The organism is Streptomyces sp. CNX435, assembly GCF_059570575.1.
Genome location: NZ_JCANTA010000001.1, coordinates 716,185 through 729,686, shown reverse-complemented (window position 1 = coordinate 729,686; position 13,502 = coordinate 716,185). Strand labels below are relative to the sequence as shown.

Annotated in this window: 12 protein-coding genes and 1 pseudogene; 5 read left to right on the top strand and 8 right to left on the bottom strand. The window is 72.6% G+C overall.

Annotated elements, in window-relative coordinates:
* Positions 1-13 precede the first annotated feature (13 nt).
* Positions 14-151: pseudogene (locus T328_RS03090) on the top strand (MMPL family transporter); the annotation flags it as partial.
* A 43-nt stretch (positions 152-194) separates the two neighbouring features.
* Here the strand turns inward: T328_RS03090 and T328_RS03085 are convergent.
* The 3 genes from T328_RS03085 to T328_RS03075 all read right to left on the bottom strand — a co-directional run bounded on the left by T328_RS03085 (position 195) and on the right by T328_RS03075 (position 3,567).
* Positions 195-1,532: a hypothetical protein gene (locus T328_RS03085; RefSeq protein ID WP_496494236.1), complete on the bottom strand. Its 1,338-nt coding sequence runs from the start codon at positions 1,530-1,532 to the stop codon at positions 195-197.
* A 147-nt stretch (positions 1,533-1,679) separates the two neighbouring features.
* Positions 1,680-2,336 carry a response regulator gene (locus T328_RS03080; RefSeq protein WP_496494235.1) on the bottom strand — a complete coding sequence of 219 codons (657 nt, stop codon included), beginning with the start codon at positions 2,334-2,336 and terminating at the stop codon, positions 1,680-1,682.
* Positions 2,311-3,567 (bottom strand): sensor histidine kinase, encoded by a 1,257-nt coding sequence (locus T328_RS03075; protein WP_496494234.1) that lies wholly within the window; start codon positions 3,565-3,567, stop codon positions 2,311-2,313. The genes T328_RS03080 and T328_RS03075 overlap by 26 nt, the downstream gene beginning before the upstream one ends.
* 249 nt (positions 3,568-3,816) lie before the next feature.
* Here T328_RS03075 and T328_RS03070 point away from each other — a divergent pair, with 249 nt between their 5' ends.
* On the top strand, positions 3,817-4,755 hold the full coding sequence (locus tag T328_RS03070) for an AraC-like ligand-binding domain-containing protein (protein WP_496494233.1): 939 nt from the start codon (positions 3,817-3,819) through the stop codon (positions 4,753-4,755).
* Positions 4,756-4,817: 62 nt separating this feature from the next.
* On the opposite strand, the gene T328_RS03065 is transcribed toward T328_RS03070, so the two are convergent.
* The gene (locus tag T328_RS03065) at positions 4,818-5,717 is read right to left on the bottom strand and encodes a helix-turn-helix domain-containing protein (protein ID WP_496494232.1); all 900 of its coding nucleotides are present in this window, start codon (positions 5,715-5,717) and stop codon (positions 4,818-4,820) included.
* Positions 5,718-5,854: 137 nt separating this feature from the next.
* On the opposite strand from T328_RS03065, the gene T328_RS03060 reads away from it, so the two are divergent.
* On the top strand, positions 5,855-6,868 hold the full coding sequence (locus T328_RS03060) for an SMP-30/gluconolactonase/LRE family protein (protein ID WP_496494231.1): 1,014 nt from the start codon (positions 5,855-5,857) through the stop codon (positions 6,866-6,868).
* Between the two features lie 162 nt (positions 6,869-7,030).
* Here T328_RS03060 and T328_RS03055 read toward each other — a convergent pair whose 3' ends face one another.
* Positions 7,031-8,146, bottom strand: a complete 1,116-nt coding sequence (locus T328_RS03055; protein ID WP_496494230.1) for a ScyD/ScyE family protein — start codon at positions 8,144-8,146, stop codon at positions 7,031-7,033.
* A gap of 251 nt (positions 8,147-8,397) precedes the next feature.
* Here T328_RS03055 and T328_RS03050 point away from each other — a divergent pair, with 251 nt between their 5' ends.
* Positions 8,398-9,483, top strand: coding sequence for a methyltransferase (locus tag T328_RS03050; protein WP_496494229.1), 1,086 nt, complete (start codon positions 8,398-8,400; stop codon positions 9,481-9,483).
* 42 nt (positions 9,484-9,525) lie between these two features.
* Here T328_RS03050 and T328_RS03045 read toward each other — a convergent pair whose 3' ends face one another.
* From T328_RS03045 to T328_RS03035, 3 genes are all read right to left on the bottom strand, one after another.
* The gene (locus tag T328_RS03045; RefSeq protein WP_496494228.1) at positions 9,526-9,984 is read right to left on the bottom strand and encodes a carboxymuconolactone decarboxylase family protein; all 459 of its coding nucleotides are present in this window, start codon (positions 9,982-9,984) and stop codon (positions 9,526-9,528) included.
* Between the two features lie 122 nt (positions 9,985-10,106).
* Positions 10,107-10,520, bottom strand: a complete 414-nt coding sequence (locus T328_RS03040; RefSeq protein WP_496494227.1) for an enediyne antibiotic chromoprotein — start codon at positions 10,518-10,520, stop codon at positions 10,107-10,109.
* Positions 10,521-10,673: 153 nt separating this feature from the next.
* On the bottom strand, positions 10,674-12,119 hold the full coding sequence (locus T328_RS03035) for an MFS transporter (protein ID WP_496494226.1): 1,446 nt from the start codon (positions 12,117-12,119) through the stop codon (positions 10,674-10,676).
* Between the two features lie 322 nt (positions 12,120-12,441).
* Between T328_RS03035 and T328_RS03030 the strand changes: the two genes are divergently transcribed.
* A complete protein-coding gene (locus T328_RS03030) occupies positions 12,442-13,455 on the top strand; it encodes a ParB/RepB/Spo0J family partition protein (protein WP_496494225.1) in 1,014 nt (337 codons plus the stop codon).
* Positions 13,456-13,502 lie beyond the last annotated feature (47 nt).

Here is a 13,502-nt window from a genome sequence, read left to right as displayed (position 1 = left end):
TGCCGACGCCGCGCTGGCGATCGGGGTGTTCGTGTTGGTGGCGGTCATCCGCTGCCTGATCGTCCCCGCCGTCATGCAGATGCTCGGCAAGTGGGCCTGGTGGATGCCCGCCCCGCTCGCCCGCCGGACGCGCCGCCGCGTGCGTCTCTGACCAGCGCACCCGAGCGATGAACAGATCCGATTCGAACGCCCGCTCACGGGTTCCGGCCGGGTCTGCGGCCGCCCCAGCGGTCGCCGAACCAGCTGTCGTAGCGGCGGACCAGCGCGGTGAGCGCGACCGTCAGCCGCGGATCCCACCAGGTGGCGAGGGCGTGCAGGTGATCCTTCGCCGGGCCGCCGGCCGTGCCTCCGGTCCGGTACTCCAAGACGATCTCGCCGTCGATACGCCACTTCGTGCGCAGGGGCGAGCGAACCGGTTCCAGCGCGTCGCTGAGGGTCACGACGCTGATCACGAACACGATCGGGACAAACACCAACTGCAGCGGCCAGGTGACCCACCACACGAGCCACCAGCCGGGGCTGCCCTTGCGGCCCACGGCCTCCGGGCGCCCCTCCTGCCGGATGATCCAGCGGGTCCGCCGGATCGGCAGCCATCCGGCCCGCCGGCGCGAGATCGCCGCTACGGGTCGTCCGCCGCTGTCCGTCACCACGAACTGCGCGGTGCGGCGGGTGGATGCCGGTACGGCGACCACGCGGGCGAACTCCTCGGTGCGCCCGGCGTCCCGCCACAGCACCAGCCCGTGCTCCGACCGGTCCGCGAACCCGACGGCGGTCGTCACGCCATCGGCGCCGGTGGCCCTGACGACCGGCATCACCATATGAGCGGGCGGCTGTGTGCCCGTCGGCCCTCCCGGCCCGGCGTCGGTGTCCAGCCACACGACATCGCGCCGCGGCTCCGGGGGCTTGCGGGCGGGCAGCTCACCGGCGTCCCGCCGGCGCAGTCCGCCGTACAGGACGCTGCCACCGGCCGCTACGAGCAGGGCTGCCGCGATCGTCACCGTCGTGGTGACGCCGATCCCGTCCGGCGGATCTTCCAGGCGCGGCGGGAGGGCACCCAGCGGGTCCTGGTAGAGCGTGACCACCTCGCCTCGGCGGATGTGGTCGAAGCAGTTGCTTCTCTGGTCCAGCACGTGGGTGGCTTTGTCGCCGCCGAGTTCCACGACCGTGCACTCGCGGATCTCGCCCTCGACGTCGTAGATGTCGGCGACGGACGCGCGCGCCGGCTCGCCGACGGACTGCATGTAGACCTCGTACGCCGCCGGACCGGCGAAGAGCACCGCGGCACCCCCGAACACGGCCGTCAGCGTCGCCGCACCGGCCCGATGCCATACGCCGCCCACACGGATAGCGGCGATGCCGGCGGTCGCGAGGGTGAGGACGACGCCCGCCCACAGGCCCCACGTGCGGATCTGGCTCAGCGTCGCGGCGATGGTGAGCAAGGCGGCGGTCCCGAGCGCCCACAGCACCGAGTCGCCGACCCGGAGTGGGCGGCGGCGTGCCGCGGCGACATCGGTGTCTGTCGTTTGGGTCACCGTGCACGTCCCTGTCGTTGCATGAGCTACGGCCGCGGGCCCAGCATGGGACGTGCGTACGCCGTTGTCATTGACACAGCCTGCACCCCTGCTTGTCGCTCCCTGCCCGGCCGACCCGGCCAGTGGGCCTTCCCTCCCCGGCGGCGGTCACGTGGCGTCGGAGACCAGGCCCGCTTCGTGGGCCAGCAGGGCGGCCTGTGTTCTGTTGCGGCAGCCGACCTTCACGAGCAGGCGGGAGACGTAGCTCTTGACGGTCGCTTCGGACAGCTGCAGCCGTCGGGCGACATCGGCGTTGGACAGGCCGCGGCCGAGGCAGGTCAGTACCTCCCGCTCCCGTTCGGTCAGCTCCTGCAAGCGGGCCTCGGCGTCCGTGTGGCGGCGCTGTCCGGCAGCGGAGGCGGCGACCAGCCGGGCTGCCGCGGCGGGAGAGAGGACGGTGTGGCCGGCGGCGGCCACCCGCACCAGCTCGACCAAGTCGTCCGGTGGGGTGGACTTCAGCAGGAAGCCGACCGCGCCGGCGCGCAGGGCCCGCAGCACGTAACTGTCCGCGTCGAACGTGGTGAGCACGACGACAACCGGTGGGCTGGGCAGAGACGCGATCCGCTCGGTGGCGGTGAGCCCGTCGACGCCGGGCATCCGCAGGTCCATCAGCACGACGTCCGGGCGGTGGCGGATGACCGCCTCGACCGCTTCGGCGCCGTCGGCCCCGTCCGCGACGACCTCGATGCCACCGCCCGCGCCGAGGATGGTGCGCAGGTGCGCGCACACCATCGGCTCGTCATCGACGACGATGACCCGGATCACGCGGCTGCCCGTCCTCCCCCGTGGGTACGTAGGCGGGCAGTATCGCATCCACCTCGAAACCGCCGCCGGATCTCGGGGCCGCGCGCAGCGTTCCCCCGTTCAGCTCGACGCGATGGCGCAGGCCCTGCAACCCGACACCGCAGCCGCTGCCGGCGAGCGCCGCGTCCGGCGGCCGGCGGATGGCGTCGTTGGTGACGCGCACCGCTGCTCCGTCACCGCCGTAGCGCAGCGCCACGCGCACCTCGGCGCCGGGCGCATGCTTGCGCGCGTTGGTCAGCGACTCCTGCACGACGCGGTAGACGGTGCGCCGGATGGTGGACGAGAGCAGGTCCGGATCCCCCGACGCCGTATGCAGGATGCGCTCACCGACCGCGCGCGCCTCCTCGATCAGGGTCGTCACGTCCGGCGCGGCGGCCTGTTCCGGCACTCGACCCACGGCGCCCACCGCGTGCGGCTCCCGCAGCACCCCCACCAGGTCCCGCAGCTCGGTCAGCGCCTGCACGCCCGCCTGCCGGATGTCTTCCGCGGCCCTGCGGACGACCGCCTCGGTGGAACTCGTCCCCAGCGCGCCGGCGTGCAGCACCACCAGGCTCAGCTGGTGGCTCACCACGTCGTGCATCTCCTCGGCCAGCCGCCGCCGCTCCTGAGCTCTGGCCTGCTCGGCGAGCAGCCGTTGCTCGCGCTCGGCCCGCTCGGCGCGTTCGCGCAGGGACGCGATGAGCTGGCGGCGGGCGTCCACGTACAGCACAGCCAGCAGCGGCACCACGGTATTCAGCAGCCCGTACGGGGTCACATCCCAGGTCGGGGCCCAGAACCGGCTTCCGAGCGCGGCGAGCAGGCCGATGAGGACGAACGCGAGCCTGCGGTCGAGCAGGCGGACGAGGTTGGCGGCGATCACGGGGGTGACGAACGGTGTCGTCGTGTGGGCGGCCGAGTGCTCCACCGTGAACAGGCCCGGTGCGTGCGCGTCCGACACCAGCATCAGCACCGCGACCAGCACCACCCAACCGCCGACCCACGCGGGGAAGCGCACCGCGAACAGGAGCGCCGCATCCACCGACAGCTGCAGGATCAGTCCCGCGTGCGGGCCCGCCCACTGCGTCGTCGGCGGTCTGGTGAGGGACACGAGCACGTCCAGTGCGGCGAAGAGCGCCGCCGCGGTCAGCAGCCAGGCACCTTCCCGGCGGCTCCGCCACAGCGGGAACGTCCAGGTGCACTGCGGCCGGTTCATCACCGACACGCTAGCCGCGACGACTCGCCCGATGCGGCCGGGCAGCGCCATCGGCATAGCTGCCCTGCGCAGTCCGCATACAACTTTCGTCGATCAAGGTCTCCACGTTGTGCGCTTTCGAAGCCCATCGGTGATGCGCTGGACTACCGGTGCCGCCGCTCAACGGCACCGGGCTGACCGAGCCGTGCACCGCAGGACAAGAAATACGGGGGATCCATGCTCAGGGAAACACTGTTCCGTACCAGTGAGGTGGCGAAGGAGGACCGGTTCGACCACTGGCGCGACCTGATGCTGACAACCGTCTGCCCCATGGACATGGCGAGCGAGAACGCCGACGACTTCCACGCGGAGGCGCGCGTGCTGGAGATCGGCGCCATACGGATCTGGCCGACGACCCAGCAGCCGCTGCAGGCACAGCGCACGCGAAGGCTGATCAAGCAAGCCGATCCCGAAATCCTCCACCTGGTTCTCCCCCTGCGGGGAAGCATAGGGATCCGCCAGGCCGGGCACGAGGCGGTGCACGGCCCGGGCGAGATGTACATCATCGACACGTCGATTCCCTGTGACTGCGTCATGGGAGACCGCGTCACGAAGGCGATCTGCCTGGAGATCCCCAAGAAGGCGCTCCCGCTGCATCCGGACCGGACTGCGCGGATAGCAGCACGACGGCTGTCCGGCCGGTCGGGCGTGGGCGCGTTGCTGGCGGGATTCCTCACCGGTGCGGTGGAGGAGTTCGACACCTTCCGGGAGCCCGACGCCCCCCGCCTGGAGCGGGCCGTCACGGACCTGACGTCCGCGACGCTGGCGCACCGTCTCGATGCGCAGGGCGACCTGCCGCCCGAGACCCGCACCCAGATGCTGACCCGGCACATCCGCGCGTTCATCCAACAACGCCTGCACGACCCGGCCCTGGCCCCGCCCGTCATCGCCGCCGCGCATCACATCTCGGTCAGCTACCTGTATCGCCTCTTCCAAGCCGAGGGCGACACCGTTTCCGGATGGATCCGCCAGCAGCGCCTCGAACGCGCCCGCAGTCACCTGGCCGATTCCACACTCGGGCACCTTCCCATCCACCTCATCGGCACCCGCGTGGGATTCACCGACCCCGCAGTCTTCGTCCGCACGTTCCGCTCCGCCCACGGCCTCACCCCGGGCGCCTACCGCCGCCAGGCGATCAACCAGGGCTAGAGCCGACACCCAGGACACCCCGACCGATGCCCGGGACTGACGGTGACCCCGCGGCGCGGACGTCATCCGCCGGGTGCGCCGAGCGCGTCGTGGTCCGCGGCGCGTGCGGCGGGGGCGGCTTCGTTCCCCTGGCCCTGCCAACTGCTCAGCAACCGCAGGCGCTCCGCGTCCGGTGAGCCCGCCGGGGCGGTGTAGGCGGTGAGGAACTGCTCGGGGTCGTCGGGCAGGTGCAGGGTCTCGAAGTTCAGCGTCAGCCGCCCGACGACAGGGTGGTCGATGCGCTTGTAGCCGTGGGACTTGCTCTTGACGGTGTGCGACGCCCAGTGCTTGCGGAACTCCTCGCTCTTCAGCGACAGCTCGCCCACCAGCGCCGCCAGCTTCGGGTCGTCGGGGTTGCGCCCGGCGTCGACACGCAGATGGCCGACGGTGTCCCGGGCCACGAACTCCCGGTCCGGGTAGAGGCGGACGACGTCCTCGTCCAGCAGGACGAGACGGGCGACGTTGCGGCGCTGCGGCGGCAGCGCGCCGAAGTCGGTGATGAGGGCGCAGGCCAGCCGGTTCCAGGCCAGGATGTCCATGCGCCGGCCGAAGACGAACGCCGGGGTGCTGTCGCCCATGGCGTGCAGCATCTGGAGCATGCCGGGCCGCACGTGCTGGGCCCGCGGGCGGCGCGGCGGGGTCGTCGGGTGGCGGGCGATGCGGTGGAGGTGGGCGCGCTCGTCCGCGTCGAGGCGTAAGACGTCGGCCACGGCGTCGAGCACGTCGGCGGAGACGTTCGGAGTGCGTCCCTGTTCGAGGCGTACGTAGTACTCGGCGCTGATCCCCGCGAGGAAGGCCAGTTCCTCACGGCGCAGTCCGGGCACCCGCCGCAGCCCGCCGCCCGGGGCGAGGCCGACATCCTCCGGGCGCAGCCGGGCGCGGCGGGAGGACAGGAACTCTCGGAGGTCGGTGCGCCGGGTCATCAGTTCATCATCGCCGAACGATCCGGCACGTGGGTGGTTCTGGCGGTCCCCTGGAACAGCGGGGCGCCGGAGCGCGCCGCGCGCCGGGTCACGATGACCGGACAATGCCCCGAGCACGACGACGAGAAGGAGCTGTGATGGGACACCAGCCCATGTCCCGGCGGACCGTGCTGGCCGCCACCGCCGTCACCGCCGCGACGGCGGCCACCGCGGGTTGGCGCAGGCCGGCGACCGCCGCTCCGGGGCCGGCCGGGCTGCCGGCGACGTACGTGGTGCCCGGAGACCGGGCCTTCCCCACCGGCCACGCCTACGACCCGCGCACCAGCCACATCTACGTCGGCAGCGCCGAGGACGGCACGATCTTCCGCGGCCACCTCACGGAGCCCACCCTGCGCCCCTGGTCGCCGCACGGCGCCGACGGCCGCGCCACGACCTCCGGCATGACCGTCGACGCCGCCGGCCGCCTCCTCGTCGGCGGCGCGGACACCGGCACGCTGCGCGTGTACGACCCGGCCGACGCCACCCTGCTCGCCCAGCTGCACGGCGTCGAGGGCGGCTTCCTGAACGAGATCGCGGCGGCGCCCGACGGCACCTCCTACGTCACCGATTCCTTCCGGCCGATGATCTACCGGCTCACCCGCACCGGGAGCTCGTGGGGGCTGGAGCGCTGGCTGGACGTCGCCACGACACCCATCGACTGGGTCGACGGCCGCCACAACCTCAACGGCATCATCTGCATCGACGACCACCTGCTGACCGTCAACAGCGCCACCGGCCGACTCTGGCACATCGACCGGCGCACCCGGCAGCCGCACGAAGTCGATCTCGGCGGTGATCTGCTGCCCAACGGCGACGGACTGGCCTTCCGCGACGGCAACCTCTACGTCGTCCAGGGCAGCCTCAACGACGTCCCCGGACTCACCCCGCAGGTGACCGTCATCCGGCTCTCCCCCGACCTGGCCCGCGGCCGTCTCACGGGCCGCCTCGTCCCGCCCGGCGGCTTCCTGCACCCCAGCTCGATCACCCTCCCCGGCGACCGGGCCCTGGTGGTCAACAGCCAGTACAACCGCTGGAGCGCCGGACTCCCCCCGGAGTCGCTCCCCTTCACCCTCTCGACCGTGCCACTGGCCTCGGCGCGCCCGGCGGCGTGAAGGCCGCCCGTCCCACCGAAATCCCACCTGCGGCGACGAAACTCACACCGGGAAGGCCAAGATCCCCACCGGGTCAAGTTCAGCAACGGCCCATGTGAATCGCCGGTGACAGAGGTGTCCGTCACCGGCCCCGGCGGCCGGTGACGGACACCCCGGCACCGATCAGCGGGTGATCCTGAGCACCTCGCCGCCGGTCCCGACGGAGTTGTTGGTCACGTAGATCTCGTCGTCCGGGCCGACGTCGACGCCCGAGGACATCGTCAGGCGGTCGCCGGTCTCGACGGGGGTGACGTCGCCGGTGTCGGTGTCGATCACGTTGATCTCACCGGGCAGCGGCGGGCCGCTCTGCTGGTAGCCGCCGGTGAGCGTGAGCGCGACGAGGTCGCCGGAGCCGTCCAGGGCGAGGTCGCTGACGGCGGTCAGACCCTCGGCGAACACCACGGGGCGGTGGCCGGGTTCGATCTTCCAGATCCGGGCCGCGCCGGGCTTGAGGGCGCCCATGTCGGAGACGTAGACGGTGCCGTCGCGGGCCTCGACGACGCCGCCGGGCACGGCCTCCGACAGCTGGTCGTTCACGGTGTTGCCGGGGAACACCGCCTCGGTCCTTGTCGTGCCGAACGGGGAGATGCCCAGCAGGTCGTTGCCCGCCGCGTCCGTCACCAGGTAGCCCTTGTCGGACTTGGCCAACCGCCAGGCGTTGCTGTGCACGGACGAGGGCTCGTTCGGGGTGTCGGGTTCGCCGAGCACCCAGTCGGGGTCCATCCGCGTCTCGTAGTCGACCAGGTCGGCGACGGTGTGCCCGGAGGAGTGCCGCAGGGTGCCGAGGGCCTTCGCCTCGGCGCCGAGCCCGGCACGGTACTCGTTGGAGTTGCCGCCGCCGTGGAGAACGACGTAGCCGAACGGGCCGGGAAGCACGTCGACGGGGCCCGAGGCGGATATGGGCTGCTGCGGGTCCGCCACACCGGCGGCGACGGACGGCAACCCGTTGAGTACGCGGCCCTGCTTCTCGCCGTCGATGCGGTAGACCGAACCGCTGGCGCCGACGCACTGCTTGCCGGCCTCGCAGCCCTCCTTCCCCGTGCCGGACTCGGCGACGAGTATCCGGCCGTGGTGGTCCACGTGCAGCCCGCGCGGATTGTTCAGCTCGTCGGCCACGACCTCGATCGCCGGCTGGGTCTCGTCCGCAACCGCGGGCGCGGGCAGCGTCACCGCTGTGACTCCGCCCAGCACTCCGGCGGACAGGGCAGCCTTCTTCCACTTCCGATTCCTACTCGACATCTCACTCCTTCTTGCCGCGTGAAGCCGGCTTGATATGGGCGATCCGCGACAGCATAAACACTGCCCCGGTATTACGTCGTGGGCTGTTCGACTGCGCAGCGGACACAGTTGGACAACTCTCGTGCATTCAAGTGGCACTCAAGTCGCGCTCCGTTTTCGCACCGGTATTGGACACGTGGCGGTCGGCGGTGCACTGGCCTACCGTCGGCGGAATCCGGGAAAGACGGGAACTCGCCTTACGGAGGAATCCGATGCCACCGCTGCCACCCGCTCGTGTCGTCCGCGTCGTCGAAGGGATTCGCTCCGCACTGCAGTCGCTGACCCGCAAGATGGCGCCGCCGCCGTTCGCGCTGCTGGAGCTGGCGCAGGGCGCCATGGTCTCCCAGGCGATATACGCGGCTGCGGAGCTGCGGGTCGCGGAGGCGCTGGCGGACGGGCCGCTGCCGGTGGCCCGGCTCGCCGAGAAGACGGAGACCGACGCCGAGTCGCTGCGCCGGCTGCTGCGGCTCCTCGCCACGTACGGGATCTTCAGCGAGCGGAAGGACGGCCGTTTCGAACTCACCCCGATGGCCCGGGCGCTGCTGCCGGACGCGCCGATGTCGATGAACGGAATCGCTCTGCTGATGGGGCATCCCACGCACTGGGAGGACTGGGCGCACTTCGCCGAGGCGGTACGCACGGGAGAACCGAGCCTGCCGAAACTCCGCGGCATGGGCGCGTTCGAGTATCTGGAGGCGAATCCGGAGTACGGGGGAGTTTTCATCAGGGGTATGGGCTCGATGTCGGCCACGGAAACGGAACCGCTGCTCGCCGCGTACGACTTCTCCCGTTTCCGTACCGTCGTGGACTTCTGCGGCGGCCGGGGCGACTTCCTCGCCGGCGTGCTCCGCAAGTCACCGAAGACCCGCGGCGTGCTGTCCGATCCCCGGGTCGGGGAGAACGGCGCTGCCGCCTTTCTGGAGCAGGAGGGCGTCGCCGACCGGTGCACGATCGCGGACGGCGGCCTCTTCGACCCGGTGCCGGAGGGCGGGGACGCGTACGTCCTCAAGCACATCGTGCACGACTGGCCGGAGCCGCAGGCCGTGGAGATCCTCACCAACGTGCGGAAGGCGATGAACCCCGGCGGCCGGGTGCTCATCATGGAGATGGTGCTGCCGGACAAGCGCAACGCGCCGCACGCCGGCAAGCTCGTCGACCTGTGGCTGATGCTGCTGGTCGGCGGCCGGGAGCGGACCGAGGCGCTCTACGGTGAGCTGCTTGCGCAGGCGGGGCTGAAGGTGGAGCGCGTGGTGCGGACGCCCGCGGCCATCTCCGTCGTGGAGGCGAGCCGGCTCTAGCCGGGGTCCGGCCCGCCCGGTGCGCCGGTGCGGCGCCCGCGCTCATCCCGGCGGCTGGCCGGCCGGCCGCCGGGTGGCGGCGACGACCCGGTGCCACAGGTTGCAGAAGCCGGAGGCGAGGACGAGGGTGGCCAGTTGGCTCTCGTCGAAGTGGCGGGCGGCCTCGTTCCATACGGTGTCGGGGACCGCGTCCGGCCGGTCGCCGAGCCGGGCGGAGGTCTCCGCGAGGTGCAGCGCGGCGCGTTCGTCGTCGCGGAAGTACGGCGCGTCGCGCCAGGCGGCGACGGCGGCGATCCGCTCGGGCGGCTCCCCCGCGGCGCGCATCTCGGCGGCGTGCCTGTCGACGTTCCAACTCGCCCCGTTGATCTGGCTGGTGCGCAGGTAGACGAGCCGCAGGGTGCTCTCCGGGACCCCGGACCTCTTCAGTGCCTCGCCCAGCGCCCGCAGCGCCGGTACCGCACCGGGCACCGCGGCCGTGGGACTGGCTATTCGCGCGTGCATGTCGCTCCTCGCTGGGGTGCCGTCCGTCATCTCCATGACGAACGGCGGCGGGAGAGTGTGACGGCGCGCCGCGCACCGGGCGGTGCGCGGCGCTTTCGTGTCAGCGCCGGGCCGGCACGTCGTCAGCCGAAGGAGATGGGCTGGCCGATCGGGCCGATCTCCTGCTCCCAGGCCACGACCTGGCACTGCTCCACGGCGCAGTCCACCGTGACGGTCTCGCCGGTGCTCCAGTCGGTGGCCGTGAACTGCTTCCGTGCCACGTAATCGACTGCGAACGTGCCGTCCGCGCCGGCGGTGGTGTGCACGGTGGTCTCCGAGCACACGGTGTCGCGGACGCACTCGCTGACGCCGATCTCGCTGCCGGCGACGTAGCCGGTGCCGCTCACGGCCACCGTCTGGCCGTCGGTGAGCCCGGTGCTCGGCGTCACCGTGACGGCCGCGGCGGACGCCGCGGCGGGACTCGTCGCCAGGGCACCGACGACGACGGCGGTTCCGAGAACTCCGGCGGTGGCCAGACGGATACGGCGTGCGGGCATGTGATCTCCCTGCCTCTCTGGTGTCGACTTCGCGGGTTGCGTGGTTGACCCGTCAAGCGTCGGCGGGTGCGGAGGAGCCGCGGTCGATCCGGGCTGGAAGCCCTGTCCAGCCGGGCTGTCACAGCCGGCGGCTCCCGTACGTACGGGTGGCGCTCACTTCTTCGGCCCCGCGCTCCGCAGGGGCACGTCGCGTACGCACAGCGCGGCCAGCAGCGTCAGCGCGGCGGCGGCGACGGCCGCCCAGAAGGCCGAGCGGACACCCTCGGCCGCCGCCGCGGCGGTGGGCTCGCCGTAGTCGCCGAGCCCACCGGACAGGGCCCCCATGACGGCGACCCCGAGGGAGCTGCCGAGCGTGCGGCAGAGCGTGACGGCCGAGGAGGCGACGCCGGTCTCGCGTACGGAGACGCTGCTCTGCGCGACGGTGACGACGATCTGCGTCAGGAAGCCCATGCCGGCGCCGAGCACCGCCATGGACACGCCCGTGGTGAGGCGGGAGGTGCCGGCGTCGAGCCGGGTGAGCAGGAGGGTGCCGGCCAGCATGAAGGAGCCGCCCGCCACCTGCGTGAGCTTGTACGCGCCGGTGTGCGCCGTGTACCTGCCGGACAGCTGGGAGACGAGCAGCAGCGTGGCGAGCATGGGCAGCAGCAGGAGCCCGGACCCGGTGGCGGACAGGCCCTGCGCCGCCTGCTGGTAGAGCGGCAGGTAGAGCACGGCGCCGAACATCACGAACCCGGTGAGGAAGGCGAGCGCGGACATCAGCGAGAAGTTGCGGATACGGAACAGGCGCAGCGGCAGCACCGGTTCCGCGGCCCGGCGCTCGGCGGCGAGGAAGCCCGCCAGCGCCACGGCGGCGGCGCCCGTGAGGCCGAGGACCGGGGGCGAGTCCCAGGCGTACTCGGTGCCGCCCCACGTGGTGGCGAGGACCACGGCGGTGACCCCCGCGGCCAGCAGGGCGGCCCCGGCGTAGTCGATGCGTACGGGCGCACCGGCCCTGGGCGGTTTCGCCGGGCGGCGGATCAGCACGACGGCCAGGCCCGCGGCCAGGGCCGCGAGCGGCAGGTTGAGCAGGAACACCCAACGCCAGCCGAGGTGGTCGGTGATGAGGCCGCCGACGGGCGGGCCGCCGATCATCGACACGGCCATCACGCTGGTGATCACGCCCGCATAGCGGGCGCGCTCGCGCGGGGGCACCAGCTCCCCGAGCACGGACATGGCTCCCACCGCGATCCCGCCCGCGCCCAGGCCCTGGAGCGCCCGGAACGCGATGAGCTGGGGCATGTCCTGGGCGGCCGCGCAGAGAGCGGAGCCGGCGGCGAACACGCCCAACGAGGCCAGCAGGACCCCGCGGTGGCCGTGCAGGTCGCCGAGCTTGCCCCACACGGCGGTCGTCGCGGCGGCGGCGAGCGTGTACGCGGTGACCGTCCAGGCCATCTGCCCGGAGCCGCCCAGCTCCCCGACGACCGTCGGCATGGCGGTGCCGATCACCATCGTGTCCAGGGAGGACAGCAGCAGCGCGATCAGCAGCGGCAGCAGCGTGACCGGTACCCCGGCCCGGAGGCGGGCCCGCGGTTCCGGCGCGGCGCGGTCGGTGGCGGTCAACGGGCCAGCCGATCCTCATCGTCGCCCTCACGCCCATGGCGGAGTGGTCGAGCGGCGAGGGCTCTGCGACGGGTGACCATGGTCTCCTCCAGCTCTGGACGTGCTTCCCCCGTCAAGCGGGAGCAGCCGCAGTCCAGCAGGGCCAACTCGCGTACGGGTCGCGCGGCGCCGGTGCCCCGGCAGGCCCCCGGCGCCGTGTCAGCGGCGTGTCAGCGGTCCGTCAGAACGCCCTGGGAGCCTTCGATGCGGGACAGCGGTCCCGTCCTCGTACAACGGGTACACGGGGCCGCGCCGCCGGACCGGACTGCCCCTGGAGGAGTCTGTGCTCACCAACCAGATCGTGCGCGCCGAGCACGCGGGCGGCTCCGACACCCTGCTCGCCCTGCGTGAGGCGGTCCGCGACCTGCCGGTCGAACGGGTGCCGGTCGCCGGCCTGGTGGTCACGTTCAGCCCGCGCGCCGCGGGCGTGGACGCCGCCTACGCGCTGGCGCTCTCCGAGGTGGAGGCGGAGCTGCCGCCCATCCTGGTGCACCGCGGGCGGATGGCCGTGATCGACGGCCGGCACCGGCTGCGGGCCGCCCGGCTCAAGGGCGCCGCGTCCATCAGCGCGCGGTTCTTCGACGGCTCGGACGGCGACGCGAAGCTGCTGGCGGTCGCGATGAACGTGGCCCAGGGGCTGCCCCTGTCGCGGGACGACCGCATCGCGTCCGCGCTGCGCATCCTCACCGCCCGGCCGCAGTGGTCGGACCGCTCCGTGGCGGCCGTCGCCGGGCTGTCCGCGCGGAAGGTCTCCGAGATCCGCAGCCGCGCCCTGGGGCAGCCGCACGACGCGCCCCGGATCGGGCTCGACGGCAGGCGCAGGCCGTTCCGTTCCGCGCCGGGCCGGGAGCTGGCGGCGCGGCTGCTCGGGGAGGAGCCGGGGGCGTCGCTGCGGTCGATCGCCAGGCGCGCCGGGATCTCCCCCGCGACCGTCGCCGACGTACGCGACCGGCTGCACCGCGGCGACGACCCCGTGCCGGTGGGCCAGCGGGACGTGCCCGCGGCCGAGCAGCCGGCCCGCGAGCCGGCGCCGCCGCCGGTGCCGGCGCTGTCGCCCGGGGAGCTGTTCGTCATCTTCGACTCGCTGTGCCGCGACCCGTCGCTGCGGATGACGGAGACCGGCCGCGCGGTCCTACGCATGCTCGACGCCTGCAACCTCATCGCGCGGGACCGCGAGAAGATCACGGTGAACCTGCCTCCGCACTGCAAGGAGCAGCTGGCGGAGCTGCTGCAGGGCTACGCCAGCCTGTGGCGCGAGCTGGCGGGCGAGCTGGGGGCGGTCGGCGCCGTGCGCTGACCGCCCCCCGGGTGTACGGAGGGCACGCGCCGCCCGGCGGCGCGTGC

Coding starts and splice junctions, on each gene's coding strand:
- T328_RS03075 (WP_496494234.1), bottom strand. CDS start 3,567: ATGAACCGGCCGCAGTGCACCTGGACGTTCCCGCTGTGGCGGAGCCGC.
- T328_RS03065 (WP_496494232.1), bottom strand. CDS start 5,717: ATGACCCGGCGCACCGACCTCCGAGAGTTCCTGTCCTCCCGCCGCGCC.
- T328_RS03060 (WP_496494231.1), top strand. CDS start 5,855: ATGGGACACCAGCCCATGTCCCGGCGGACCGTGCTGGCCGCCACCGCC.
- T328_RS03055 (WP_496494230.1), bottom strand. CDS start 8,146: ATGTCGAGTAGGAATCGGAAGTGGAAGAAGGCTGCCCTGTCCGCCGGA.
- T328_RS03050 (WP_496494229.1), top strand. CDS start 8,398: ATGCCACCGCTGCCACCCGCTCGTGTCGTCCGCGTCGTCGAAGGGATT.
- T328_RS03045 (WP_496494228.1), bottom strand. CDS start 9,984: ATGCACGCGCGAATAGCCAGTCCCACGGCCGCGGTGCCCGGTGCGGTA.
- T328_RS03040 (WP_496494227.1), bottom strand. CDS start 10,520: ATGCCCGCACGCCGTATCCGTCTGGCCACCGCCGGAGTTCTCGGAACC.